At 61.1% G+C, this 25,435-nt stretch carries 26 protein-coding genes; 11 read left to right on the top strand and 15 right to left on the bottom strand.

From position 1 onward, the window contains the following. Window positions 1-72 precede the first annotated feature (72 nt). The 3 genes from HKK52_RS27550 (at window position 73) to HKK52_RS27540 (ending at window position 2,828) form a co-directional block, all read left to right on the top strand. On the top strand, window positions 73-1,395 hold the full coding sequence (locus HKK52_RS27550; RefSeq protein WP_169373363.1) for an MFS transporter: 1,323 nt from the start codon (window positions 73-75) through the stop codon (window positions 1,393-1,395). Window positions 1,396-1,715: 320 nt separating this feature from the next. Beyond that, window positions 1,716-1,970, top strand: a complete 255-nt coding sequence (locus HKK52_RS27545) for a hypothetical protein (RefSeq protein WP_169373362.1) — start codon at window positions 1,716-1,718, stop codon at window positions 1,968-1,970. A 228-nt stretch (window positions 1,971-2,198) separates the two neighbouring features. After that, window positions 2,199-2,828, top strand: coding sequence for a flavin reductase family protein (locus HKK52_RS27540; protein ID WP_169373361.1), 630 nt, complete (start codon window positions 2,199-2,201; stop codon window positions 2,826-2,828). A gap of 1 nt (window position 2,829) precedes the next feature. Here the strand turns inward: HKK52_RS27540 and HKK52_RS27535 are convergent, their stop codons facing one another. Beyond that, a complete protein-coding gene (locus HKK52_RS27535) occupies window positions 2,830-3,060 on the bottom strand; it encodes a hypothetical protein (RefSeq protein ID WP_054045089.1) in 231 nt (76 codons plus the stop codon). Between the two features lie 43 nt (window positions 3,061-3,103). Beyond that, window positions 3,104-3,457, bottom strand: a complete 354-nt coding sequence (locus HKK52_RS27530) for a putative quinol monooxygenase (RefSeq protein WP_169373360.1) — start codon at window positions 3,455-3,457, stop codon at window positions 3,104-3,106. A 334-nt stretch (window positions 3,458-3,791) separates the two neighbouring features. Between HKK52_RS27530 and HKK52_RS27525 the strand changes: the two genes are divergently transcribed. Then, window positions 3,792-4,721, top strand: a complete 930-nt coding sequence (locus HKK52_RS27525) for an AraC family transcriptional regulator (protein ID WP_149657937.1) — start codon at window positions 3,792-3,794, stop codon at window positions 4,719-4,721. Window positions 4,722-4,755: 34 nt separating this feature from the next. On the opposite strand, the gene HKK52_RS27520 is transcribed toward HKK52_RS27525, so the two are convergent. The 6 genes from HKK52_RS27520 to HKK52_RS27495 all read right to left on the bottom strand — a co-directional run bounded on the left by HKK52_RS27520 (window position 4,756) and on the right by HKK52_RS27495 (window position 12,193). After that, window positions 4,756-5,811 carry an ABC transporter ATP-binding protein gene (locus HKK52_RS27520; protein ID WP_169373359.1) on the bottom strand — a complete coding sequence of 352 codons (1,056 nt, stop codon included), beginning with the start codon at window positions 5,809-5,811 and terminating at the stop codon, window positions 4,756-4,758. A gap of 15 nt (window positions 5,812-5,826) precedes the next feature. Then, a complete protein-coding gene (locus tag HKK52_RS27515; protein WP_169373358.1) occupies window positions 5,827-6,675 on the bottom strand; it encodes an ABC transporter permease in 849 nt (282 codons plus the stop codon). Beyond that, entirely contained in the window at window positions 6,672-7,583 is a 912-nt protein-coding gene (locus tag HKK52_RS27510; protein ID WP_169373357.1) for an ABC transporter permease, read from the bottom strand. The genes HKK52_RS27515 and HKK52_RS27510 overlap by 4 nt, the downstream gene beginning before the upstream one ends. A 205-nt stretch (window positions 7,584-7,788) precedes the next feature. Further along, window positions 7,789-8,892: an ABC transporter substrate-binding protein gene (locus HKK52_RS27505; RefSeq protein ID WP_169373356.1), complete on the bottom strand. Its 1,104-nt coding sequence runs from the start codon at window positions 8,890-8,892 to the stop codon at window positions 7,789-7,791. Between the two features lie 218 nt (window positions 8,893-9,110). Further along, window positions 9,111-10,559: an aldehyde dehydrogenase family protein gene (locus HKK52_RS27500; RefSeq protein WP_169373355.1), complete on the bottom strand. Its 1,449-nt coding sequence runs from the start codon at window positions 10,557-10,559 to the stop codon at window positions 9,111-9,113. Continuing rightward, window positions 10,556-12,193: a 5-guanidino-2-oxopentanoate decarboxylase gene (locus HKK52_RS27495; protein ID WP_169373354.1), complete on the bottom strand. Its 1,638-nt coding sequence runs from the start codon at window positions 12,191-12,193 to the stop codon at window positions 10,556-10,558. The genes HKK52_RS27500 and HKK52_RS27495 overlap by 4 nt, the downstream gene beginning before the upstream one ends. A gap of 159 nt (window positions 12,194-12,352) precedes the next feature. Between HKK52_RS27495 and HKK52_RS27490 the strand changes: the two genes are divergently transcribed. After that, window positions 12,353-13,234 carry a LysR substrate-binding domain-containing protein gene (locus HKK52_RS27490; RefSeq protein ID WP_169373353.1) on the top strand — a complete coding sequence of 294 codons (882 nt, stop codon included), beginning with the start codon at window positions 12,353-12,355 and terminating at the stop codon, window positions 13,232-13,234. 129 nt (window positions 13,235-13,363) lie between these two features. Here HKK52_RS27490 and HKK52_RS27485 read toward each other — a convergent pair whose 3' ends face one another. Both HKK52_RS27485 and HKK52_RS27480 read right to left on the bottom strand, forming a co-directional pair. After that, the gene (locus tag HKK52_RS27485) at window positions 13,364-13,978 is read right to left on the bottom strand and encodes an NAD(P)-dependent oxidoreductase (protein ID WP_169373352.1); all 615 of its coding nucleotides are present in this window, start codon (window positions 13,976-13,978) and stop codon (window positions 13,364-13,366) included. A 155-nt stretch (window positions 13,979-14,133) separates the two neighbouring features. Then, window positions 14,134-15,015, bottom strand: a complete 882-nt coding sequence (locus HKK52_RS27480) for an MBL fold metallo-hydrolase (protein WP_169373351.1) — start codon at window positions 15,013-15,015, stop codon at window positions 14,134-14,136. Window positions 15,016-15,129: 114 nt separating this feature from the next. On the opposite strand from HKK52_RS27480, the gene HKK52_RS27475 reads away from it, so the two are divergent. Continuing rightward, on the top strand, window positions 15,130-16,035 hold the full coding sequence (locus HKK52_RS27475) for a LysR family transcriptional regulator (RefSeq protein ID WP_169373350.1): 906 nt from the start codon (window positions 15,130-15,132) through the stop codon (window positions 16,033-16,035). 130 nt (window positions 16,036-16,165) lie between these two features. Continuing rightward, complete coding sequence (locus HKK52_RS27470) at window positions 16,166-16,342, top strand: hypothetical protein (RefSeq protein WP_169373349.1); 177 nt, start codon at window positions 16,166-16,168, stop codon at window positions 16,340-16,342. Between the two features lie 9 nt (window positions 16,343-16,351). Here HKK52_RS27470 and HKK52_RS27465 read toward each other — a convergent pair whose 3' ends face one another. Further along, window positions 16,352-17,248, bottom strand: coding sequence for a helix-turn-helix domain-containing protein (locus tag HKK52_RS27465; RefSeq protein WP_169373348.1), 897 nt, complete (start codon window positions 17,246-17,248; stop codon window positions 16,352-16,354). 179 nt (window positions 17,249-17,427) lie between these two features. Here HKK52_RS27465 and pobA point away from each other — a divergent pair, with 179 nt between their 5' ends. Both pobA and HKK52_RS27455 read left to right on the top strand, forming a co-directional pair. Then, window positions 17,428-18,621: a 4-hydroxybenzoate 3-monooxygenase gene (gene pobA / locus HKK52_RS27460; RefSeq protein WP_169373347.1), complete on the top strand. Its 1,194-nt coding sequence runs from the start codon at window positions 17,428-17,430 to the stop codon at window positions 18,619-18,621. Window positions 18,622-18,679: 58 nt separating this feature from the next. Then, complete coding sequence (locus tag HKK52_RS27455; RefSeq protein ID WP_169373346.1) at window positions 18,680-20,194, top strand: MDR family MFS transporter; 1,515 nt, start codon at window positions 18,680-18,682, stop codon at window positions 20,192-20,194. A gap of 118 nt (window positions 20,195-20,312) precedes the next feature. Here HKK52_RS27455 and HKK52_RS27450 read toward each other — a convergent pair whose 3' ends face one another. From HKK52_RS27450 to HKK52_RS27435, 4 genes are all read right to left on the bottom strand, one after another. Continuing rightward, the gene (locus HKK52_RS27450) at window positions 20,313-21,161 is read right to left on the bottom strand and encodes a cache domain-containing protein (protein ID WP_169373345.1); all 849 of its coding nucleotides are present in this window, start codon (window positions 21,159-21,161) and stop codon (window positions 20,313-20,315) included. A 220-nt stretch (window positions 21,162-21,381) separates the two neighbouring features. Then, on the bottom strand, window positions 21,382-22,233 hold the full coding sequence (locus HKK52_RS27445) for an ATPase (protein ID WP_178117469.1): 852 nt from the start codon (window positions 22,231-22,233) through the stop codon (window positions 21,382-21,384). A gap of 119 nt (window positions 22,234-22,352) precedes the next feature. Then, window positions 22,353-23,345 (bottom strand): NAD-dependent epimerase/dehydratase family protein, encoded by a 993-nt coding sequence (locus tag HKK52_RS27440; RefSeq protein WP_169373344.1) that lies wholly within the window; start codon window positions 23,343-23,345, stop codon window positions 22,353-22,355. Window positions 23,346-23,399: 54 nt separating this feature from the next. Next, window positions 23,400-24,293, bottom strand: a complete 894-nt coding sequence (locus HKK52_RS27435; protein WP_169373343.1) for a LysR family transcriptional regulator ArgP — start codon at window positions 24,291-24,293, stop codon at window positions 23,400-23,402. 96 nt (window positions 24,294-24,389) lie between these two features. Between HKK52_RS27435 and HKK52_RS27430 the strand changes: the two genes are divergently transcribed. Both HKK52_RS27430 and HKK52_RS27425 read left to right on the top strand, forming a co-directional pair. Then, the gene (locus HKK52_RS27430; protein WP_169373342.1) at window positions 24,390-24,791 is read left to right on the top strand and encodes an ACT domain-containing protein; all 402 of its coding nucleotides are present in this window, start codon (window positions 24,390-24,392) and stop codon (window positions 24,789-24,791) included. 6 nt (window positions 24,792-24,797) lie between these two features. After that, on the top strand, window positions 24,798-25,400 hold the full coding sequence (locus HKK52_RS27425; protein WP_169373341.1) for a LysE/ArgO family amino acid transporter: 603 nt from the start codon (window positions 24,798-24,800) through the stop codon (window positions 25,398-25,400). The last annotated feature ends 35 nt before the right edge of the window (window positions 25,401-25,435 follow it).

The raw sequence follows: 25,435 nt of genomic DNA, 5'->3' as shown, positions 1-25,435 counted from the left end.
ACCTCCTGCTATAGCCCTTGCAGGCTGCGTTTACACGCGCTCCACAAAAACAATTAAACGAAGGATCCTTCAATGGATAACTCCAACGCCCTGCCTCTTGGGTCGGCCGCTGCGCCTGCCAAAGAAAGAACCACCGCCAGCCGGATCAAATCGATCTTCAGCGGCTCGGTCGGCAACATGGTCGAGTGGTACGACTGGTACGTCTACGCCGCGTTCTCCCTGTACTTTGCCAAGTCCTTCTTCCCCGCCGGTTCCTCCACCGCACAGCTGATGAACACCGCCGCGATCTTCGCCGTGGGCTTCCTGATGCGTCCGATCGGGGGCTGGCTGATGGGCCTCTACGCCGACCGCGCCGGTCGTAAACGGGCATTGATGGCTTCGGTGTATTTGATGTGCTTCGGCTCGCTGCTGATCGCCCTGAGCCCCAACTATGAAACCATCGGTATCGGCGCGCCGATCCTGCTGATCTTCGCCCGTTTGCTGCAAGGCCTGTCGGTCGGTGGCGAGTACGGCACCTCGGCGACGTACCTCAGCGAGATGGCGACCAAGGAACGTCGCGGTTTCTATTCCAGCTTCCAGTACGTGACCCTGATCTCCGGCCAGCTCATTGCCCTGGCGGTGCTGATCGTGCTGCAACAGACCCTGACCACCGAACAGCTGTACGCCTGGGGCTGGCGCATCCCGTTCGCCATCGGCGCGCTGTGTGCGGTCGTGGCGCTCTACCTGCGTCGTGGCATGGAAGAGACCGAGTCGTTCAACAAGGTCAAGAAAGAGAAGAAAGAAAGCGCCATGCGCACGCTGATGCGCCATCCGAAGGAACTGATGACCGTGGTCGGCCTGACCATGGGCGGCACCCTGGCGTTCTACACCTACACCACCTACATGCAGAAATACCTGGTGAACACCGTCGGCATGAGCATCACCGACTCCACCAGCATCTCGGCGGCCACGCTGTTCCTGTTCATGTGCCTGCAACCGATCATCGGCGGCTTGTCGGATAAGGTCGGGCGTCGGCCGATCCTGATCGCCTTTGGTGTACTGGGCACGCTGTTCACCGTACCGATCCTGACCACCCTGCACACCATCCAGACCTGGTGGGGCGCGTTCTTCCTGATCATGGCGGCGCTGATCATCGTCAGCGGCTACACCTCGATCAACGCAGTGGTCAAAGCCGAACTGTTCCCGACCGAGATTCGGGCTCTGGGCGTTGGCCTGCCGTATGCGCTGACCGTGTCGATCTTCGGCGGCACCGCCGAATACATCGCGCTGTGGTTCAAGAGCATCGGCATGGAAACCGGTTACTACTGGTATGTCACGGCGTGTATCGCCGTGTCATTGCTGGTGTACATCACCATGAAAGACACCCGCAAACATTCGCGGATCGAGACGGACTAAGTCCCGCTGCAACACCAATAAAGGGCAGACCCGAACCAGGTCTGCCCTTTTTTATGGGCGAAGGGTTTGTATGAAAAATCTGTCACCCAGGCAGCGAATTGATTAATCACCGGTTAATGCCCGGAACACATCCTGTCCCTGTCTGATCGATGCATTGCGATGTGCTCACTCGAACCTTGAAAGCGAGAACGCCTCACGGCCTTAACATCAATTTAATCGATAGTTACTAGCATTAATTTGCGCTTTTTAATCAATTTATCGAGCGTAAGATAAAACCCATACCCAAGGCACACAACGCCAACGAACCCGGAGTAACCGCCATGAAAACCCGACTGATCCTCGCCCTGACCCTTTCCGTACTGGCCGGTGGCGCCTTCGCCGCCGATGGCTATGACCGCACCGGCTCCGCTGTAGCTGCCGACGGTTACGACCGCACCGGCTCGGCCACTGTTGCAGCAGATGGGTACGACAAAACCGGCTCCGCTACTTTTGCTGCTGACGGCTACGACAAAACCGGCTCCGCCACCTTCGCGGCTGACGGCTACGATCGCACCGGCTCGGCTTCCATCAGCTAACCCCCAAACGCGGCATCACAGCCCGGCTTCGGCCGGGCTTAGTCGTTTCTGGGAGACGGTAAAATGTCAGCCTCCACATTCCCTGTAGGAGCGAGGCTTGCCCGCGAAGGCGGCCGGTCTGACACCTCAACGTTGAATGTGCCGCCGCATTCGCGGGCAAGCCTTGCTCCTACAGGGTCGCGCTTGCACTATGCGTTTATCCCGAACATCGCCCCAGGAACCCCAAGCATGCCCGACGACATCCACTACTACGAACCCGCCAACGGCCACGGCCTGCCCCATGACCCGTTCAACGCCATCGTCGGCCCGCGGCCCATCGGCTGGATTTCCTCGCAGGACGCCAACGGCCAGCTGAACCTGGCGCCTTACAGCTTCTTCAACGCGTTCAACTACATTCCGCCGATCATTGGATTTTCCAGCGTCGGGCGCAAAGACAGCCTGAACAACATCGAACAGACCGGCGAGTTCGCCTGGAACCTCGCCACCCGGCCACTGGCCGAGCGGATGAACCAGAGCAGTGCCATGGTCGCGCCTGACACCAACGAATTCGAACTGGCCGGACTGACAGCCGCCCCGTCGACAATCATCCAGGTGCCACGGGTCGCCGAAAGCCCGGTGTCCTTCGAATGCAAGGTTACGCAGATCATTCAGTTGCAACGCGCGAACGGCGATGTGGTGCCGAGCTGGCTGATTCTCGGCGAAGTGGTCGCCGTGCATATCGCCAAGTGGCTGTTGAAGGATGGGGTGTACGACACCGCCGCGGCAGAACCGATTCTGCGCGGCGGCGGGCCAGCGGATTACTTTCAGCTGGGGCCAGAGGCATTGTTCAAGATGCATCGCCCAGGGGCGAAAAAATAACTTACCAGAGCAGGTCAGCGTCTTCTTTGACGTCTTTGAGGCGGGTCAGCTCTTTGGCGGCGGCCAGATCGGCTTCGTTGGCCGTCTTGAAGATTTGATCTTCAAGCACTTTATGAAAGCGTGGCGCACCGGTGCCACCGATGGCTTTGACGGCGATCGCGGCGTGGTAACCACCCTCGCCCGGTACTACAGCGGAAACAGCTTCAAAATGATCAAAGGCTTTGCGTGCCATGGTCGCGCATCCTGGCTAAGTTGAGATTGCCGCCATTAAACCCTCAACCGACCAGTTTGTGCACCTGTGCTTTGGTCTGACCGAGCGCCTGAGCCGCCGAGACGTCCTTGAACGTGTGGAAATCCAGGCTGTTGACCACCAGGTCCTGCACCAGATCGGCAAAGATCTGCATGGCGGGGGTGCTGAAATACGCGGTCATCGCCTGTTGATGGGTCCAGAAACCGGACACCAGCCACAGGTCGGGATCGCATTGCGAATGTTGCAGGGCAAAGCTCAGGCAACCACTGGCCGAACGGGATGGCTCGATCAACGCGCTCAGGCGTGCACCGAGTTCCGCCGAACGCCCGGCGCGAGCACGAACAAAGGCCATATGACTGACGGGAATCTGCGTAGACATGTTCAACCCTCCCAAGGAGTTGCGTGGCAGCCAGGGACGGGCTGCGACAGGATCCAAGGTTAGGCGGCGTGCCGCTGTTGCCGTTAGTCGATTCCTGCCAGCTTGTTGCACAATCCTGCGAGGATGCGTTAATCGCCCTGAAAGCCGGCCCGGGCCTGCTTCGACGATGACCGGGGGGTTTCAAGCAAGTTTCAGGGCGGCGACGGGGTTACAGCCATGTCGCCCATCAAGCCAATGCAGAATCAGGCAAGCATCAGGCAGGATGTGTCTACCGCTTTGCCTTGCACAAACTTAAGCTCTGCCCATCAACAACGCCTCACCGAGGATGTCCTGCATGTCGTCGTTCGATCACTTTGAAGCCCCGCTGGATGCCGACATGGAGAAACAGCGCGAGGAACTGGCTGCGATCATCCGCCGCAACACCACGGAGGATGGCAATTACGCCACTGCCGTCGATTCGTTGATCATGTCGCGTCACAGCCAGACCCATCAGTTTGCCCCGGTGCTGGCGCAACCGGCGCTGTGCATCATGGCCCAGGGGCGCAAGGAAGTGCGGTTGGCCGATGAGGTGTTCAATTACGACCCGCTCAATTACCTGGTGGTCTCGGTCTCGATGCCCGTGAGCGGGCGCGTGGTGACTGTCACCTCCGAGGAGCCGATCCTCTCCGTGCGGCTGGACATCGACCCGGCGGAAATCACCGCGCTGATCGCCGACGCCGGCCCCATGGGCGTGCCGACCCGGCCCACCGGGCGCGGGTTATATGTCGAACGGCTGGATGCGGCCATGCTCGACGCGGTGCTGCGTCTGACCCGTTTGATCGACACGCCCAAAGACATCGCCATGCTCGCGCCGCTGATTCGACGGGAGATTCTCTATCGTCTGTTGCGCAGCCAGCAGGGCCATCGCCTGTATGAAATCGCCATCGCCAACAGCCAGAGCCATCGCATCAGCCAGGCGATCAAATGGCTCAACGGCCACTATGAGCAACCGTTGCGTATCGATGATCTGGCGAAGGAAGTGAACCTGAGCGTGTCGACCCTGCATCACCGCTTCAAGGCGATGACGGCGATGAGTCCGTTGCAGTATCAGAAGCAACTGCGCCTGCAGGAAGCGCGGCGCCTGATGCTCGCCGAAGGGCTGGAAGCGTCGGCGGCTGGGTATCGGGTCGGGTATGAAAGCCCGTCGCAGTTCAGCCGCGAATACAGCCGGTTGTTCGGGGCGCCGCCGTTGCGGGATCTGGCGCGGATGCGCTTGACCGTTTAACACCGCCCTCGCTCCTACAGGTTTGACGGTGTACTCAGGCGCTGAGTACCCGGCAAGCTTCTGCCGGCAACGTCACCGAAACCGGATTCCCGATACTCAACCCAAACCCCTGACACGGCGTGCTCAACGCGGTAAACGACACTCCGGAACACTCCACCGTCGTTTCAATCGTCGCACCGATGTCTCGCACAAACGTCACCTTGCCCAGCAACCGATTCCCCGCCGTCGCCTGGGGCTGCGACAGTTGCAGGTCCTCTGGGCGAATCAGCATCTTGATCTTCTCCCCCACCACAATGCTGCTGCAGATCGGCACTTCCAGGGCATCGCCGCCCGGCAATCCAACCTTGCCGTTGCCCAGCGCGGTAGCCGGAAAAATGTTGCCCGAGCCGATAAAGTCCGCGACAAATTCATTGGCCGGGTGCCGGTAGATTTCAATCGGCGTGCCCACCTGCTGCACCTTGTGCTCACCCAACACCACGACGATATCGGCCATGGTCATCGCCTCACGCTGATCGTGGGTCACCATGATCGTGGTGATGTTCAGGCGTTGTTGCAGTTGACGAATTTCCACCTGCATCGATTCACGCAACTTGGCGTCCAGTGCCGACAACGGCTCATCCAGCAGCAGGATTTTCGGCCGCGAAGCAATCGCCCGGGCAATCGCCACCCGCTGACGTTGCCCGCCGGACAGCTTCGCCACCGGGCGATCAATCATTTCCTTCAGCTGAATCAGCTCCAGCAACTCCACCACCCGCGCCTGCTGATCGGCCTTGCTCACGCCACGCAGTTTCAGCGGGTAAGCGATGTTCTCCCCCACGGTCATGTGCGGAAACAGCGCCAACGACTGAAAGACCATGCCGAAGTTACGCAGGTGCGCCGGGGTATGGCCGATGTCTTCACCGTCCAGGCGAATCTCGCCGCCGGACAGGGTTTCGAGCCCGGCGATCATCCGCAGCAGTGTGGTTTTTCCGCAGCCCGACGGGCCGAGGAAACACACCAGTTTGCCCTCGGGCAAATGCAGGTTTACATCCTTTACCGCGCAGGCCGAGCCGTAGTGTTTCTCGACGTTTTCCAGAATCAGACCAGTCATGTTGCACCTCAAGAATCAGAACGAAACGCCACCTTCACCGACCAGCTTCTCCAACGCCCAGATCAGGACGAAGTCGATCAGCACGATCAGCACGGCAAACGAAAATACGGTTGGGTCGAGCGAAGACACGGTGCGGCTGTACATCCAGATCGGCACGGTCATGACGTCGATGGTGTAGAGGAAATAGGTCACGGTGAATTCGTTGAACGAGACGATGAACGCCAGCAGCATCCCTGCCAGGATTCCCGACTTCATCAACGGCACCACCACGTCGATAATCGCCCGGGTCGGCGAGGCGCCGAGCATCTGCGCCGCCTCTTCGACTTCGCTGCCGATGGAGAGCATTGCTGCGGTGCAGTTCTTCACCACAAACGGCAAGGCGAGGATCACGTGGGCAATCACCAACCGCGACGTGGTGATCTGGAACGGCAAGCTGTCGAACACCAGCAGCAACGCCAGGCCCAGCACCACCATTGGGAACACCAGCGGCAATGACATCAATTGCAGGGCCACGGCTTTGCCACGGAACTCGCAACGGGTCAGCGCGTAAGCGGCCGGCACCGCGATGAGGGTGGCGAAGACCATGGTCAGGCACGCGACCATCAGGCTGGTGGACATGGCTTTACCGAGGCTCAGCACGTCGCTGGCGTCCGGCGAAACAAAGGTGTGCCAGGCCGCGCGATACCATTGCAGGCTATAGCTGCTGGGCGGGAAGTCGAGGTTCGACGCGCCGCTGAACGACATGACGATCATGGTCAAAATCGGCAACACCGCGAGCAGCAGAATGAAGCCCGAGAGGATGCCGGCGAACTTGCCGGTCTCGCCCGGCAACAGCCCATAACGTTTTTTGGTCAGGGTGCTCATTGCGAAGCCTCCAGCATGCGCCGGCGACGGCCGGTGATGTATTCGGACAAGGTCATGATCGCCAGTGTGGTGACGATCAACACCACCCCGGCAGCGGAGGCGGCGGGCCAGTTCATCAGCGGGGCGATCTGGTCATGCACCATCACCGCGAGCATCGGCACCCGGCGACCACCGAGCAGCAAGGGCACGACGAAGCTGCTGGCGTTGTAGGCGAACACCAACGTCGCGCCAGTGATGATCCCCGGCAGACTCATCGGCAACACCACTTGGCGGAACACCTGGAAGCGACTCGCACCGAGGGTCGCGGCGGCTTCTTCATAGGTGCGCGCAACGCCACGCATGGCGCTGGCAATCGGCAGCACGGCCAATGGAAACGCGGTTTGCACCAGCCCCATCAGCACGCCGTTCTGGTTGTAGAGCAGCATGATCGGGCGCTTGATCAGACCGAGCCCCATCAGTGCCTGATTGAGCATCCCGGCCGGACCGAGAATCACCAGCCAGCCGTAGCTTTGCAGCAGCAGGTTGACCAGCAACGGCAGCAGCACCGCCGCGAGAAAGATCCGCCGCAGAAACGGTGAGGTCAGCCGCGACATGGTGTACGCCACCGGGATCGCCAGCAGCACCGCGATCACTGCGCTGAACAACGCCAGGCGCAGGGTCAGCATCAGGGATTTGAGGTAGTAGGGTTCCAGCAACTGCGCGTAACTGGCGAGGCTGAACCCGCTCCATTCCGCGCCTTTGGTGCCGACGCTCATGCGCAGTACCAGGAGGCTGGCGGCAATCAGCACGCCGAGAAACAGCATCGACGGCGACAGGAAAAGCCAGGCGCGGGCAGTCGGCGACACGCCACGGCGCGACAGCTTCGGCGTGGTGGCGAGCGGATGAGTCAAAGGTGGTTGGTGTTCCATAGCAAGGGTCTCGTCAATGGAAAGCAGCAAGACTGCGATTTGAGTAACCCTGTGGCGAGGGAGCTTGCTCCCGCTGGGTCGCGAAGCGGCCCCAATCAATCACCGCGTCGATACAGAAAGGGTCGCGGTGTCCGGTTGTACGGCTGCTGCGCAGCCGAGCGGGAGCAAGCTCCCTCGCCACAAAAGGATCTTCAAACCTCAGAAATCAGGAAGAAAAGATTTCCGTGTAACGACGAATCCATTGGTCATGCACGCTGGCCAGGAAGGCGTTGTCGTGCATGATCGCCTTGTCGGCAATCTGCTCTGGCGTGAGGATGAACGGGCTCTTGCGCGCTTCGGCGGAGATGATCGCCTTGGCGTTGACCGGGCCGTTGTAGATGTCTTCGGCCATCTTGCCCTGCACCAGCGGGTCCAGGGAGTGGTTGATGAAGGCGTAGGCCAGGTCGGTGTCGCCGGGGCGATTTTTTGGCATCACCGAGAGCATCAGGTCGGTGTAGAACCCTTCCTTCATGCCGAAGGTGGCGCCGAGGCCGTAGTTCGGATCGCGAATTTGTTTCGGGAAAAACGCCGGCGCGTACAGGCCGCCCATGTCCAGGGAACCGGTGCGGAACAGCTCGGCGATCTGGTTCGGGTTTTCACCCAACGTGACCACGCGGTCCTTCAACTCGGCGAGTTTCTTGAAGCCCGGCTCGATGTTGTGTTCGTCACCACCGGCCAGTTTGGCGGCGATGATGATCAGGTCCATCGCTTCGGTCCAGTTCGGCGGCGGCAGGAAAATGTTCGGCGCCAGGTCGGCATCCCACAGCGCGGCATAACTGGTCGGCGCTTCGGTCTGGGTGCGAGTGCTGTAGACCAGGCTGTTGCACCACAGCAGGTAACCGATGCCATGACCGTTGGCGCCAGTGCGGTATTTCTCCGGCACGTCCACCAGGTTCGGGATGCGGTTGAGGTCGGGTTTTTCCAGCAGATCGGCAGCAGCCAAACCTTCAGCGCCGACGCCGGCCAGGGTGATGATGTCGTACTGCGGACGATCACCGCCGGCCTTGAGTTTGGCGACCATTTCCGAGGTGCTGCCGGTGCGGTCGGCGATGACCTTGCAGCCGTACTGGGCTTCGAAGGTCGCCGCGATATTGCGCAGTGCCGCCAACCCGGTGTCATCGGACCAGGTCAGCAGACGCAGGGTCTTGCCCTGGAAGCGGGTGTCGCTGGCATTGGCACGGATGAAGGGCATGCTCATGGCCGCCGCTGCAACCGAAGCCACGCCCACGGTTTTGATGAATTGCCGTCTGTTCAGATCATGCTGGCCCATGAAGGACTCCCTTTGTTTTTGTAGGTATGAGGTTGGTCGCAACCGTTGCATCCGCCCGTTCAAATCAGCTCGAAGCCCCCGGTTTCACGGGGCTTTAGCTGAGCCGACGGGTTCATCCTGAGGTCGTGCAAAACACCTGACTATCGATAAAAACTCATTGAAGCCATGACGCCAGCGCATGCCTCAGAACGAGGCATGCGCTCACCTTTTTCGAGCGCTCAGACGGCCCGGATCACGTGTTTGATTTCCTGGAAAGCCTGCAAACCCCACGGCCCCAACTCGCGGCCGAGGCTGCTCTGCTTGTAGCCACCCCAGGCGGTCTGCGGGAAGATCACTTGCGGCGCGTTGATCCACACCAGGCCCGCCTGCAAGGCGTTGGCGACCCGATCGGCGGCTTCGTTGTCGCGGCTGACCACACTGGCCACCAGGCCAAACTGGCTGTCGTTGGCCAGGGCAATCGCCTCGGCTTCGGAGGCGAAACTGCGCACGCAAATCACCGGGCCGAAAATTTCTTCACACCACAGCGCACTGTCGAGGGGCACGTCGGTGAAGATCGTTGGCTGCAAAAAATAGCCGCGCGGCAGGTCCGCCGGACGATTGCCGCCGCAGATCAGCTTGGCGCCGATGCTCAAACCGCGATCGATGTGACCAAGCACACGCTGGTACTGCGCCTGATTGACCAGAGCGCCCATTTCCACGTTCGGGTCGAACGGGTCGGCCACGCGAATCGCTTCGGCGCGGGCCTGCAAACGGATGAGGAATTCATCGGCCAATTCATCGGCGACCAGCACACGGCTGGTGGCGGAACACATCTGCCCGGCGTTGAAAAAACCGCCGCCACAGGCCACTTCCACGGCCAGGGCGATGTCGGCGTCTTTCAACACCAGCAGCGAGGATTTGCCGCCCAGTTCCAAGCTCACACCCTTCACGGTTTCGGCGGCGCGCTGCATGACCTGAACGCCCACTGCGTTGCTGCCGGTGAAGGAAATCTTGGCGATGCGCGGGTCGGCGGACAGCGGCGCGCCGACCGCCAGACCGGTGCCGCAGACCAGGTTGAACACGCCTTTGGGCAAACCGGCCTCGGCGATGATCGCCGCCAGTTCCAGCTCCGGCAGCGGCGTGACTTCGGACGGTTTGAGCACCACGCAGCAACCGGCGGCCAGGGCCGGGGCGAGCTTCCAGGCCGTGGTGACCATCGGAAAATTCCACGGCACGATCAGCCCGACTACGCCGCACGGTTCACGGCGCAGGCGTGCGCTGAAGTCGTCGGTTGGCAATTCCACGTTGCTGTCTTGCCTGGCATCGAGCCCTTCGGCCAAACCGGCGTAGTACTCGAACGTGGCGATCACGTCGTCAACGTCAATGGCCGCTTCGAACAGTGGTTTGCCGTTGTTGCTCGACTGCAAATGCATCAGTTGTTCGCGACCGGCCTGCACGCCGGCGGCGATGCGACGCAGGATCGCGCCGCGTTCGCTACCGGTGGTTTTCGACCAGTCAACGAAGGCTTGGGTCGCAGCGGTTATGGCTTGATCGACGGCTTTTTCATCGCCGCCATTTACGGTGGTCAACAGGGCTTCGGTGGCCGGGTTGATCACGCGCAGGTGTTCGCTGCCAGCGGACCATTGGCCGTCGATGTACAGACCATCCAGCGTTGTGGGGAAGCTCATTTCGACACCGCCTTCATCCACTGGGTCTGATCGATTTCAATCAGGGTCGGGCCCTGGCGATCCGTGGCGGCGCGCAGTGCGCTGCGCAGTTGCTCGACACCGTTGGCCGCTTCAGCCGCACAGCCGAGGGCCTTGGCCACGCCGATAAAGTCCGGGGTGTAGATGTCCACGCCCACCGGCTCAATGGCGCGGTTGACCATGTACTTTTTGATTTCTTCGTAGCCCTGGTTATTCCACAGCAGCACGATCACCGGCGTGCGCGCTTCCACGGCGCTGGCCAGTTCCGGCAGGGTGAATTGCAGCCCGCCGTCACCGATCAGGCACACCACCGGAGGACGCGAACCGCCCTCGACGCTGCCGCCGAGCCATGCGCCAATCGCCGCCGGCAAGGCGTAACCCAACGTGCCGTAACCAGTGGACGAGTTGAACCAGCGGCGCGGACGCTCCGGGTTGAAGGTCAGGTTGCCGGTGTACACCGGTTGGGTCGAATCGCCGACGAACACCGCGTCCGGCAACTCGTGCAGCACGGTTTCGAGGAAACGGGTCTGGGCCAGGGTCGGCGCATCCCACGTTGCGGCCAACGCTTCACGCAACCGCGCGGCGCGGACCTGACCCCAATCGTTGCGGCGCTCGGCCAACGACTTGTGCGACAACGCAGCGAGTAAGGCTTGCGCGGCGTTGCGCGAGTCGGACACCAGCGCCACGTGCGGCGGGTAGTTGCGCACGGTCTGGTCGGGGTCGATGTCGACGCGCAGCAGTTTGCCGGGGATCTCGAAGCCGCCGGCGAAGGTCACGTCGTAATCGGTTTCGGCCAGTTCGGTGCCGATGGCCAGTACTACGTCGGCCTCGGCGACCAGGGCGCGAGTGGCGACCAGACTTTGGGTCGAGCCGATCAGCAGCGGATGATTGGATTCGAGCATGCCTTTGGCGTTGATCGTCAGCGCCACTGGTGCGTCGAGCAACTCAGCCAGTTCTGTCAGTTCTGCGGCAGCGTCAATTGCACCGCCACCGGCCAGGATCAGGGGGCGTTTGGCACCGGCCAGCAGTTCAGTCATGCGAGACACGGCAGACGGCGAAGCACCGGCGCGGTCGATGTTAACCGGGACGCTGGCGAGCAAGTCGTCAGCCTCTTCGACCAATACGTCCAACGGAATTTCGATGTGCACCGGGCGCGGACGCCCGGCCTGGAACAGCGCAAATGCTCGGGCCAACACGCCCGGCAATTCCGACGCCGACATCAGGGTGTGGGAGAACGCCGCCACGCCGCCGACCAATGCGCTCTGGTTCGGCAGCTCATGCAACTTGCCGCGACCGCCGCCCAATTGGTTGCGGGTCTGCACGCTGGAAATCACCAGCATCGGGATCGAATCGGCATACGCCTGACCCATCGCGGTGGTGATGTTGGTCATGCCCGGGCCGGTGATGATGAAGCACACACCCGGCTTGCCGCTGGTGCGCGCATAGCCGTCGGCCATGAAACCGGCGCCCTGTTCATGCCGCGGCGTGACGTGGTTGATGCTCGAACGGGCCAGCCCGCGATACAGCTCCACGGTATGCACCCCGGGAATGCCGAACACCTGCTCGACCCCGTAGTCTTCGAGTAACTTGACCAATACTTCGCCGCACGTCGCCATGTCTTTGCCCTTCTTGTTCGTTTGAGACGCCGGGCCTGCGCAGTGTTTATGATGCGTAGGCAAGCCCAGGGATGGCCTCATTGGAACGGGCGACACGTAGCCGCAACAATGGATAAAAAGTCATACTAGCCATGTCCTCACGTCATACCTTGGGTCCTCATGAAACGACTGCCTCCCCTGCCCGCCCTGCACACTTTTCTGATCACGGCACAGTGCTGCAACTTCACCCGGGCGGCTGAGCAGTTGCATATCACCCAGGGCGCGGTGAGCCGGCAGATCGCCGGGCTGGAAGATCACTTGGGCTATGAACTGTTCATTCGCCAGGCCCGCGGCCTCGATCTGACGGCTGAAGGGCGGGAGTGGCTGCCACGGGTGCAGCAGATTTTCGGCCTGATCGGCGAGGCGGTGGAGCAGATCGGCGCCAAGCGCGAAACCCTGCAACTCAAAGCCCCGACCTGTGTCATGCGCTGGTTGTTGCCGCGTTTGATGCAGTGGCAAAAGGAACGCCCGGACGTGCCGGTGGAACTGACCACCACCGTCCGGCACGGCGTGGATTTTCATCGTGAGCAGTTTGATGCGGCGGTGGTTTATGGGGTTCCGCCGGATACTTCGCTGGCGTCCCATCGGCTGTTTGACGAGCAACTGACGCCGGTGTGTTCCAAGCCCTATCTCGAAGGACCGGTGCCGTTGCAGGCGCCGGAGGATCTGGAGCAACACATGCTGCTGCACCCGACCCGCGATGAACGGGACTGGAAAGCCTGGCTGGCCTCGGCGGATGTTTATTTGAGCAATGTCGGCAAAGGTCAGCATTTTGAAACGCTGGATTTGGCGATGTCGATGGCGTCCCAAGGGACGGGTGTGGCGATTGGTGATTGGTCGTTGATCGGCGATGACCTGAGCGCCGGGCGGCTGGTCATGCCGTTTGAGTTGAAGGTGAAGACCGGGCTGGCGTATTACCTGGTGCTGCCGCAGAAGCCGGCACCTTCGCCGAAGTTGCAGGAATTGTTGGGGTGGTTGGTGGAGCAGGCTCAGACGCGGTGATGATCGTTCCCACGCTCCGCGTGGGAATGCAGCCCGGGACGCTCCGCGTCCCATCCAGAGCCGAACGCGGAGCGCCCGTTGAGGCATTCCCACGCAGAGCGTGGGAACGATCAGCAACGATCAGTGGGCTCAGTAACCGACGGCAAACCGCTGCCGCGAATGCTTCGGCGCTTCCACTTCATCCAGCAGCGCAATCGCGTAATCGGCGAATGTAATCCAGCTCCGACCTTCCGCGCTCACCAGCAAATCATCCTTGCCGATCCGAAACGTGCCAGTGCGCTCCCCTTCGACAAACTCCGCCGACGGCGACACAAAAGTCCAATCCAGCTCCTGCTCCTGACGCAGATTCTCCAGGAACAACGCCCCGGCACCGGCCTCGGCCTTGTACTCCTCGGGAAAGCCTTCGCTGTCGATCACACGAGCGCCATTGGGCAGCAACAACGAACCGGCACCTCCCACCACCAACAGCCGTTTAACCCCGGCCTTCTTCACCGGCCCGATCACGGCGCTGGCCGGCAGGGTCGAGAAGTGCGCGGCACTGATCACCACGTCATGCCCGGCGATGGCGGCTTGCAAGGCTTGGGCATCCAGCGCATCGACATTCTGGCTGACCACACCGGCACGCTGGCCGATCTTCGAGGTATCGCGGGCGATGGCGGTAACGCTGTGACCACGACGCAGGGCTTCTTCCAACAGTTGGCTACCGGCACGACCGGTGGCACCGATGATTGCGATTTTGCTCATGACGTTCTCCAGTTGGCTTGAATGTATCTGTAGATCGTTCCCACGCTCTGCGTGGGAATGCCTCAACGGACGCTCCGCGTTCGGCTGTTGATGGGACGCGGAGCGTCCCGGGCTGCATTCCCACGCAGAGCGTGGGAACGATCAGGGTCAGCGGGTTACCACTTCATCTCGCCCTTGGCGACTTTGGCGCTCAGCTCCAGCGAGCTTTCTTCGCCCAGGGTCGGGTAGCGTTTTTTCATCGCGGCAATCAGCGCGGCAGAATCCTTGGCCTTGGCGGTTTCTTCGTCGAAGGCCTTGATGTACTCGGCAGTGAACTGCACGGCCGCCAGCGAACGAGCGCTCTCGCCCAGGTAATGCCCCGGCACGATGGTTTTCGGCTTCAACGTTTCAATCGAATGCAGCGTAGTCAACCAATCGGCATGGGACTGCGGCGTCTGTGTATCCGCCATCCACACATGAATGTTTTCCGCCACGACCACGCCACCGACCACAGCCTTGATCGACGGAATCCACACGAAACTGCGATCCGGTTGCTTACCGTCCAGGCCCACCACCTGCAATTTCTGCCCTTCCAGCATCAGGCTGTCGCCCTTGAGCACGCCCGGCACGATGGTTTTGGCTGGCACGTCGGCGCCCATTTTCGGGCCCCAAAAGGCCAGTTTGCCGTCGACGGTGTGCTTGATGTGATCGACGGTCGGCTGCGAGGCCAGCACTTTGGCGTTCGGGAACGCAGCGGTCAGGGTGTCGAGGCCGAAGTAGTAATCCGGGTCACCGTGGCTGATGTAGATGGTGGTCAGTTGCTTGCCGCTGGCGCGGATCTTCTGCACCACTTGCTCGGCTTGGGATTTGCCGAACTGCGCGTCCACCAGGATCGCCTCTTTCTCGCCGCTGACCAGCACCGAGGTCACCGGGAAAATCGCCTTGTCGCCCGGGTTGTACACGTCCAGGGTCAAGGTCGATGCGGCTGCGGCGTGAGCGGCGAAACCGAGGGTGGCGGTTGCCAGGAGAATGCGCTTGATTGCGGTGAAACCGATCATCTGTTGCTCCGTTGTCCGAATGCCGTGTTTGGCGATGGGACAGAGCTTAGTTGCCAATCTCAGTACAAAAAATGCGATGCTGAAACATAGTTTGTTTCTAAAAGTGGGCAAATCATGGATCGTCTTCAAGCAATGCAGGTGTTTGTCTCGGTGGTGGACCTGGGCAGCCAGTCGGCGGCGGCCGATCACCTGGACCTGTCGCGGCCGGTGGTGTCGCGCTATCTGGCGGAGCTGGAGGATTGGGTCGGCGCCCGATTGATGCACCGCACCACACGCAAGTTGAGCCTGACCGCGGCAGGCAGCGAAATCCTGCCGCGTTGCCGGCAGATGCTCGACCTGACCACCGACATGCAAGCCGCCATCAGCGAACCGGACGAAGCACCCCGTGGCCTGCTGCGGATCAGCGTCAGCACTTCGTTCGGCCAGGCGCAACTGGCAGACGCCATGGCCGCGTACGTCAAGCGCTACCCCGGCGTCAGCATCGACATGCAAATGATCGACCGCACGGTGAACCTGGTGGACGAACGCATCGACCTGGCAATCCGCACCAGCAACGACCTCGACCCCAACCTGATCGCGCGGCGGCTGACGGTTTGCCGCTCGGTGATCTGCGCCTCCCCGGCGTATCTGGAAGAACACCCGGCGCCCCAACGGGTCGAGGACCTGAGCCAGCACAATTGCCTGACCCACTCCTACTTCGGCAAAAGCCTCTGGCATTTCGAGCAGGACGACGAACAGGTGTCGGTGCCGGTGCAAGGCAATATCAGCGCCAACGAGGCCAGCACCCTGCTGCGCGCCACCATGGCCGGCGCCGGGGTGGCGATGCTGCCGAGTTATCAGGCTGGCGTGCACATACACAGCGGCGAGCTGATCCGCTTACTGGCGCATGCCGAGCCGCGGCAGATGAACATGTACGCGGTATACGCCTCCCGCAAGCACATGCCGTCGACGATGCGCAGCATGCTGGACTTCCTGGTGCTCAGGTTTCCCGAAGAGCCTGAATGGGATGTCGGGCTCTAAAATCAAAAGATCGCAGGCTCCGACAGGATGCATGCCGATCCAACGTAGGAGTTGCCGAAGCCTGCGATCTTTTGATCTTGACCTATGCTGAATGTAAGTACCCAAGGGTATTCGTTCAGAGGTCAACGCCATGAACATCAGAACAAGAAGATACCTCGCCATTTTCGTCACCTGCGCGGCGACGCTGGCGCTGTATGGCACCGCGGCCTGGCGGGTGGAGCAGTTGCGCAACCTGCCCCGTGAGTTCGCCAGCTGCAATTATGAGCGCTGCATCCCCCACAACGCGACCCTCAACGCCCTTCGCTAGCGAAGAACGTCAGGCCTCGCTGTCCTGATCGGCCTTCAAGCGGTCGCGAAAGGCTTTGGGCGAGATCCCCACGCGGCGCCTGAAAAGACGCGTGAAGTTGGTCGGATCGGAAAAACCCAACACGTCGGACATTTCGTAGATGGTCATGCTGGTGTAAGTCAGCAGGCGCTTGGCTTCCAGCAATTGGCGTTCGTGCATGATCTGCAACGCCGGTTGCCCCGCCAGCTCACGGCAGGTGCCGTTGAGGTGCGACACGGAAATCCCCAGCCGATGGGCCAGGTCCTCGACCTTGACGTGCTGGCGGTAAGTCTCTTCCACCAGTTGAATAAAGCCGTTGAGGTATTCCCGGGCGCGCTGCGGTCGCTGGCTGGCGTTGCGGCGCTGGATCACCTGGCGGCTGACCCAGACCATGATCACGCTGACCAGCGAATGCATGAGCATTTCCCGGGCCGGTTGATGGCCGGTGTATTCGCTTTGCAACGCCAGAAACAGACTGTTGAGGTACTCGCCGTCCTTGCCCGCCGGATAGCTTTCGGCCTGGGCCAGGACATTCTCCGAATTACCCAGTTGTGACTGCAAATGAGCCACCAGGGGTGCGGCCAGGGTCACGACAAACCCTTCGACATCTTCGGAAAAACGATAACCGTGCACCGACAGCGGCGGCAGGATCAGCATCGCCGGCTCGGTCAGTTGCGTGCGTTTACCTTCGATTTCAAGCTCTGCCTGACCTTTGAAGACGAAGAGTAACTGGCACAGATCAGCGTGGCGGTGGGGTTTGATTTCCCATTGATGTTCGCGGCTGCGTTTGGAAATGGTTTCACAGTGCAGCAAGTCGGGGGTCGGCCAATCCAGGCTTTCACCGTAGAGCTTGAACACCGGAATCGAAGGCAGGTCAGGCTTGTTCATCACTTCAATCCAGGCCTCGTAGTAGACGGGGCGATAATCGCACCGATTGGCAGAATGTACAGGTATCGGCTCAGTTTTCACCTTCAATTGACAGACCCGCAAGGGAAAAATGCAAGCACTCGATCCATAAAAATTACTCACCGGCCCTGGTCGCGTGAAGCTTGCGAGTCATAAAAACAATGAAAACGCTGAAAACTCAAATCGCCATCATTGGTGCCGGCCCCTCCGGTTTATTGCTCGGTCAATTGCTGCACAACGCCGGTATCGACACCCTCATTCTGGAACGCCAGACGCCGGAGTATGTGCTCGGCCGAATCCGCGCCGGGGTCCTCGAACAAGGCATGGTAGAGCTGTTGCGCCAGGCCGGCGTGGGTCAGCGCATGGACGCCGAAGGGCTGGTCCATGGCGGCTTCGACCTGGCCCTCGATGGCCGCCAGGTACACATCGATCTACAGGCCCTGACCGGCGGCAAAACCGTGATGATCTATGGCCAGACCGAAGTCACCCGCGACCTCATGGCCGCCCGTCGGGACGCCGGGGCACAGACGATTTATCAAGTGAGCAATGTCGTTCCTCACGGGATGAAAACCGATGAAACCTTTGTCACTTTCGAAAAGGATGGCGAGACCTGGCGCCTCGATTGCGACTACATCGCCGGCTGCGACGGCTTTCACGGCGTAGCGCGGCAGTCGATTCCCACGGATTGCCTGAAGGTCTTCGAGCGGGTCTACCCATTCGGCTGGCTGGGGATTCTGGCTGACACCCCGCCGGTCCACGAAGAACTGGTCTACGCCCGCCACGAACGCGGGTTCGCGTTATGCAGCATGCGTTCGGCGACCCGCACCCGTTACTACCTGCAAGTGCCGGCCGAGGAGCATGTCGAGGACTGGTCCGATCAACGCTTCTGGGACGAACTCAAATCCCGTCTGCCGCAGGCCTTGGCGGACAAACTGGTCACCGGGCCGTCCATCGAGAAAAGTATCGCGCCGCTGCGCAGCTTTGTCGTGGAACCGATGCAGTACGGGCGGATGTTCCTGGTCGGCGACGCCGCACACATCGTCCCGCCCACCGGCGCCAAGGGCCTGAACCTGGCGGCCAGTGATGTCAGCACGCTGTTCAATATTCTGCTGAAGGTGTACCGCGACGGGCGCGTCGATCTGCTGGAGAAGTACTCGGAAATCTGTCTGCGCCGGGTGTGGAAAGCTGAACGGTTTTCCTGGTGGATGACCTCGATGCTGCACCGCTTCGACGAGCACGATGCCTTCAGCCAACGCATCAGCGCTTCGGAGCTGGACTACTTTGTGAACTCCGAGGCCGGCCGAAAAACCATTGCAGAAAATTACGTCGGACTTCCGTACGAGGCTATCGAATAGCTTGCTACCGACTTACACTGGCGAGCATCCCCGCTCGCCGTGTCTGCAGGTTTTACCCGTGACCAATCTGAACCAGCCTGAAACGCCCAAACCGGCCATTCGCAGTGTGTTGATCGCCCTGATGCTGGCGATCTTTCTCGGTGCGCTGGACCAGACCATCGTCGCCGTGTCGATGCCGGCCATTTCCGCGCAGTTCAAGGATGTCAGCCTGCTGGCCTGGGTGATTGCTGGCTACATGGTGGCGATGACCGTGGCAGTGCCGATCTACGGCAAGCTCGGTGATCTGTACGGCCGGCGCAAGTTGATGCTGTTCGGCATGGGGCTATTCACCGTGGCCTCGTTCTTTTGCGGCATGGCCCAGAGCATGGAGCAACTGGTGCTGGCGCGGATCCTTCAGGGGATTGGCGCCGGCGGGATGATTTCGGTCAGCCAGGCAATCATCGGCGACATCGTCCCGCCCCGTGAGCGCGGCCGTTACCAAGGTTACTTCAGCAGCATGTACGCGGTGGCCAGCGTCGCCGGGCCGGTACTCGGCGGGTACATGACCGAATACCTGTCGTGGCGCTGGGTGTTCCTGATCAACCTGCCACTGGGCCTCGGCGCGTGGCTGGTGGCCAATCGCACGCTGGTCGGGCTGCCGGTGCCGCAGCGCAAACCGATCATCGATTATGTCGGCACGGTGCTGATGATCATTGGGTTGACCGCTTTGTTGCTCGGCATCACTCAGGTCGGCCAAGGGCATTCATGGCGCAGCGCCGAAGTGCTGGGGCTGCTCGGTTGCGCAGTGGCGGTGCTGGCGCTGTTCGTGTGGCATGAGCGCCGTGCGCGGGAGCCGTTGCTGCCGATGCATTTGTTCGCCAACCGCGACGCGATCTTGTGCTGGTGCACGATTTTCTTCACCAGTTTCCAGGCGATTTCCCTGATCGTGCTGATGCCGCTGCGCTTTCAGAGCGTCACCGGCGCCGGGGCCGACAGCGCCGCGCTGCACCTGTTGCCGTTGGCGATCGGCTTGCCGATTGGCGCTTATTTCGCCGGGCGCCGCACGTCGGTGACCGGGCGCTACAAGCCGATGATCCTGGCGGGGGCGCTGCTGATGCCGATCTCGATTCTCGGCATGGCCTTCAGTGCGCCCCAGGCGCTACTGATGAGCAGCCTGTTTATGTTGCTTAGCGGGATCGCCAGCGGCATGCAGTTCCCGACGTCGTTGGTCGGCACGCAAAATTCGGTGGCACAACGGGACATCGGCGTCGCCACCAGCACCACCAACCTGTTTCGTTCGCTGGGCGGCGCGGTGGGCGTGGCGCTGATGTCAGCGCTGTTGTTGGCATTGTTGCAGGATTCGAGTTTCGCCCACTTGGCCGGCTCGGCGATTGGCGAAGGCAGCTCGGGAAATGTCTTGCTCGACGGTTTGAACGCCGCGCCGGGGGAGGCACAGAATGCCTTGCGCGGGGAGTTGCTGGTGACGTTCCGGCATTTGCTGATGGTCAGTGCGGCGGTGTCGTTGCTGGGGTTGGCGGCGGCGATAGCGATGCCGAACAGAGTGTTGCGGGGGCGGGAAGATAAGGTTCGTTAGCCGATCGTTCCCACGCTCCGCGTGGGAATGCCTCAACGGACGCTCCGCGTTCGGCTTTGGATGGGACGCCGAGCGTCCCGGGCTGCATTCCCACGCAGAGCGTGGGAACGATCATTGCTCAAGGGCTGTAATACCCGACAGCCACCAGAAAAAGCCCAACCTTCTTCAGATAAGCATGCTTGTCCTCGACCTTCCCGGTCACCGGGTTCTTCCAGCGGTATTCGTATTCCCCCTGATCCTGCTTGGCGATCAACGCCAGAATCGGCTCGCCCACCGGTTTGCCTTCCGGATCATTGACCTTGCCGAAGTCGGTGTTGATCAGCCTTAGATTGGTGCCATGGGCGACGTAGCGCTGGTTATTCAGATCGACCACGAAGACGTATAGATCGTCCTGCAAGTAGCCGCCCTTGAGCGAGTTGATCGCCGTCAGCGTGCCCTTCTCATCCTTGGCCAAGTCGGCCGCGGCTTTATCGAGCAAGGCCTGGGCTTGTTGCGCGGAGGCGCGGGGCAAGTAGTAACCGACCGCCAGGATCCGCTGGCCGATGCGCTGATAGAACACGTGCTTGCGTTCGACCTTGCCGTCGGCCCAGTTCTGCCAACGGTATTCGGCCTGCTGAATGCCATTGCCTTCCGGCACTTTCAAGGCGTCCTTGAAGGCTTTCTGCAAATCCGGCGGCAACGTCTCGGACACATCACGCCCGATCAACGCCGAGGACGGCCCACCGCTGGCGAGCATGACACCCTTGGTGTCGACCACGAATACGTAACGGTCCTTGTCGACAAACTCGCCCTGACGACTGAATGCCGCAAAAGCCCTGTCGCCGTTGTCGTGGTAATACGCCAGAGCTTTTTCCAGCAAGGCCCGGGCCGCCTGGCCGTCATCCTTGGCTACCGTCGCCGCCTGAACCTGGCCCAGGCTCAGCAACAACATCCCCCCCAACCAGGCCAACTTGTGCACAAACCCCATAGCGCATCCCTCGTTCTTGTTGATGTTTCAAGAGCGTAGACGGGGTTGGGAATATGGATGGATATTCAGCGATCTGTAGCCGCTGGCGAAGCCTGCGTCCGGCGGCGAAGCCGTCGTCGATCAGACGACGCGGTGTGTCATGCAAACCGCGTTGTATGGATTTACGACGGCTTCGCCGCCGAACGCAGGCTTCGCCAACTGCTACACAAGGCGTGCCAGGCTATTTCGCCCGGGCGTTGATCTGCTGCTGCAAATTCTGGATCTGCGCCTGTAGCGTGTTGAGGTTGCGGGTGGTTTGGGCGCGGAAGGCGTCGAACTCGGCGGTGTTGGTCGGGTTTGGCGTGGGGGTCGCCGGACGGTTGTCCTGCTCGCTTTTGAGCACGACGATTTCCTGTTCCAGGCGATCGATCGCGGCAGTCGGGTTGCCCTGTTTCTTCAGCGCCGCGATGTCGGCGTTGAGGCTTTTCAGCTCGGCATCGACTTTGCTGGTGTCAGCGGGCGCGCTTTTCAGGGCCGTCAACTCATCGCTCAGGGTTTTGACCTGGGCCTGCAATTGGGTGCTGGCCGCGGTTTGCGCGGTAGTCTGCGCGGTCATCTGCGCCAGACGCTTGTCCAGGTCGCTGGTCTGGCCGACCACACCCAGTTGGGCCTGGCTCTGGTCCTGGAGTTTGCTTTCCAGTTGTTTGATCTGCAGTTTCAGGGCTTCGCTGTCGCTGGAGACATTCGACTGGCTGGCCACCACCTTGCCGGAAATGTCCTGCAAACGCCCCGCCGCTTCCTCACTGATCCGCGCGAAACTTTCCTGGGTCGCCACCAGTTGCTGCTCCATCAGCGAGATCTGCTGGAAACTCCACCAGGCCAGGCCTGCGCAAGCGAAGAACAAGGCACCGACCAGTGCCCACAACGGCCCGGTGCTGGCGCTTTTGACCTTGGCCACTGGCACTGGACGCGAGTGCACGGTGGTGCGTTCACGGGCGGCCGGTGTGGTTGGAAAGTCGTCGTCATCGAGGGGGTCGGCACGCAGGCTCGGTACATCATCGAAGTCGTCGTTGGCATCGTTACGCATGGACATTGAGGCAACCTTTGTGAAACGCGGTGATGGCTTGATGCGGCGAAGTATAACCCTCACTGCCGCATGGGTTGACCCTCAACCCCGCACTCGGTTCAGTATCGAGACAGGTCCTACGCCTGTCAGCGAATATCCTGAGCCTTCCACCAGGTGCAGAACTCGTCGAGGGCGGTCCAGAGGCTGACTTTCGGATCGTAGTCCAGATAATGCCGGGCGCGGCTGATGTCCAAGGTGAAATTTTTGTTCATCACCTGCATGCCCAGGCGCGACAGGGTCGGCTCGGGGCGCCCCGGCCAGAGTTTGCAAACACCTTCGTTGAGCGCCGCGACGCTGTAGGCCAGACCGTAGGAACGGTAGCGGGTGACCTGTGGGACGTCCATTTTGCGCATCACGTAATTCACCACATCCCACAACGGCACCGGCGTACCGTTGCTGATGTTGTAAGCCTTGCCCAGCGCCGAACCGCTGGCCAGCAAACTGCTGAGCAACGCTTCGTTGAGGTTTTTCATGCTGGTGAAATCGACCTTGTTCAAGCCGTTGCCGACGATTGCCAGCCGCCCCTTGCGCTGCATCTTCAGCAGGCGCGGGAAGATGCTCATGTCCCCGGCACCGGTGACGAAACGCGGGCGCAAGGCGATGGTTTCGAGGCCGAACTCCTGGGCGCCGAAAACCTTCTGTTCGGCGAGAAACTTGGTCGCCGCATAGTGATGCTTGAAGCGCTTGGGCACCTGCTCTTCGGTCAGGCCCAGATGATCGCGGCCATCGAAGTAGATCGATGGCGACGACAAATGCACCAGGCGCCGGACCCGTTGCTTGAGGCAGGCTTCGACCACGTTTTCGGTGACCTGGACGTTGCCCTGATGAAACTCCTGATAGCGCCCCCACAAACCGACGGCGCCGGCACAGTGCACCACGGCTTCGACGTCCGAGCACAGGTCGCGCACCAGTTCCGGGTCGCTCAAGTCACCCTGGATAAATTCGGCGCCCCGGCGTACCAGGTGCTCGACGCCCTCGGCCCGGCGACCGTTGACCCGCACGTCCAGGCCCTGCTCCAGGGCGAAACGCGCAAAGCGCCCGCCAATGAAGCCGCTTGCGCCGGTGACCAGAATTTTCATGTAGAGCTCCGATGTCTTTCGTTTTGCGTAATGCGTGAGTCTTGACGCTGCCCATCAGTCCAACGGCACCAGCCATTGCTTCGACGAACGTACCAATTGGTCAGTGAGTAAACCCAGCAGCTGACCGCCATTGCGCCAATGATGCCAGTACAGCGGCACATCGATTGGCTTATCTGGCAAAAGCTCCACCAAATCGCCGCGTTGTAGCTGCTCGCGCACCTGCAGTTCCGGCACCAGGCCCCAGCCCAGCCCGGCTTCCGTGAGGCGGATAAAACCTTCGGACGATGGGCACAAATGGTGTTCGAAACCGCCGTCCACGCCGAGGGAAGCAAGGTAGCGATGCTGTAGGAAATCATCCGGGCCAAACACCAGTGCAGGGGTGCGCGGCAATAATTCGGCGCGCACACCTTCGGAGAAATGTCGGGCAATAAATGCCGGACTGGCCAATGCCCGGTAACGCATGGCGCCCAATAGCACGCTGCGAGCCCCGGCCACCGGGCGCTCGCTGGCACAGAGACACGCCGCCACTTCTCCGGCGCGCATGCGCTTGAGGCCCACGGTCTGGTCTTCAACGACCAAGTCCATCAGCAAATGTTGCTCGGCGCAAAAATCCCCCACCCCATCGGCCCACCAAGTGGCGAGGCTGTCAGCGTTGAGGGCGATACGCAGGCGTTCCGGCAGGCCTGCTTCATCCAGCGCCGGCACCAGGGTCAGCAAATCCCGCTCAAGCAAGCGCACCTGCTGCACATGGTTGAGCAAACGCCGACCGATTTCAGTCGGCGCTGGCGGCGTCGCCCGCACCAACACCGGTTGGCCGACCCGCGCTTCCAGCAACTTGATCCGCTGGGAAATCGCCGATTGCGACAAACCCAACACCTGCGCGGCGCGTTCGAATCCGGCCTGCTCGACCACGGCGGCCAAGGCAGAAAGCAATTTATAGTCGAACATCAGTTTTCCTAATGAGCGATCAGCACTATTGGTTTTTCTTATACAGCGTTGCGCTGGAGAATGGCCAGCAAGAACTCTTTCACAAGGAATACCGACATGGCTGGCGAAACCTCATTGGCAACCCTGCTGCGCAGCATGAGCCCGCAACTCAACGTCGGCGAGTACGTGTTTTGTACATTGCGCGACGGCACGTTGCCGGCGGGCCTGGAGCTTGTCGGCAGCTTCCGCGAGCAGGAAGGCCTGACCGTCATTCTGGAAAAATCCCACGCCGAAAAGGCCGGTTTCAGCTTCGACTACATCGCCGCGTGGATCACCTTGAACGTGCATTCGGCCCTTGAAGCCGTCGGCCTGACCGCCGCGTTCGCCACGGCGCTGGGTAAGGCCGGGATCAGTTGCAACGTGATCGCCGGTTATTACCACGACCATTTATTCGTCGGCCAAGCCGACGCCGAACGCGCCATGCAAGTGCTACGGGACCTGGCAGCCAACGCGGAGTAGACCCTCATGTGGCAAAGCTATGTAAACGGCCTGTTGGTCGCGGCGGGGCTGATCATGGCGATCGGCACCCAGAACGCGTTTGTGCTGGCCCAAAGCCTGCGCCGCGAACATCACCTGCCGGTGGCGGCACTGTGCGTCGTTTGCGATGCGCTGCTGGTGGCTGCGGGCGTGTTCGGCCTGGCGACGGTGCTGGCGCATAACCCGACGCTGCTGGCGGTGGCCCGTTGGGGTGGCGCGGCGTTTCTGATTTGGTACGGCAGCCAGGCATTGCGCCGGGCCTGCGCGAAACAGAGTTTGAGTCAGGACGAAAACCAGACCGTGCGTTCGTTGCGGGCGGTGATGCTCAGTGCCTTGGCGGTGACCCTGCTCAATCCGCACGTTTATCTGGATACGGTTTTGCTGATCGGCTCCCTCGGCGCGCAACAAACCGAGCCGGGCGCCTATGTCGTCGGCGCGGCGAGTGCTTCTTTATTGTGGTTCTTTACGTTGGCGCTGGGCGCGGCATGGCTGGCGCCGTGGCTGGCACGGCCGAGTACCTGGCGGATTCTCGACTTGTTGGTAGCCGTGATGATGTTCACCGTAGCGTTCCAGCTAATCACCGCTCCTTAACTTATTCCAAAAGGCTCTGGAACCTCTATTCCACA

Source organism: Pseudomonas sp. ADAK2, assembly GCF_012935755.1.
In the GTDB taxonomy this organism is placed as follows: Bacteria; Pseudomonadota; Gammaproteobacteria; order Pseudomonadales; family Pseudomonadaceae; genus Aquipseudomonas.
The sequence above is the reverse complement of the archived record's forward strand: the minus strand, read 5'-3'. Positions and strand labels throughout refer to the sequence as shown.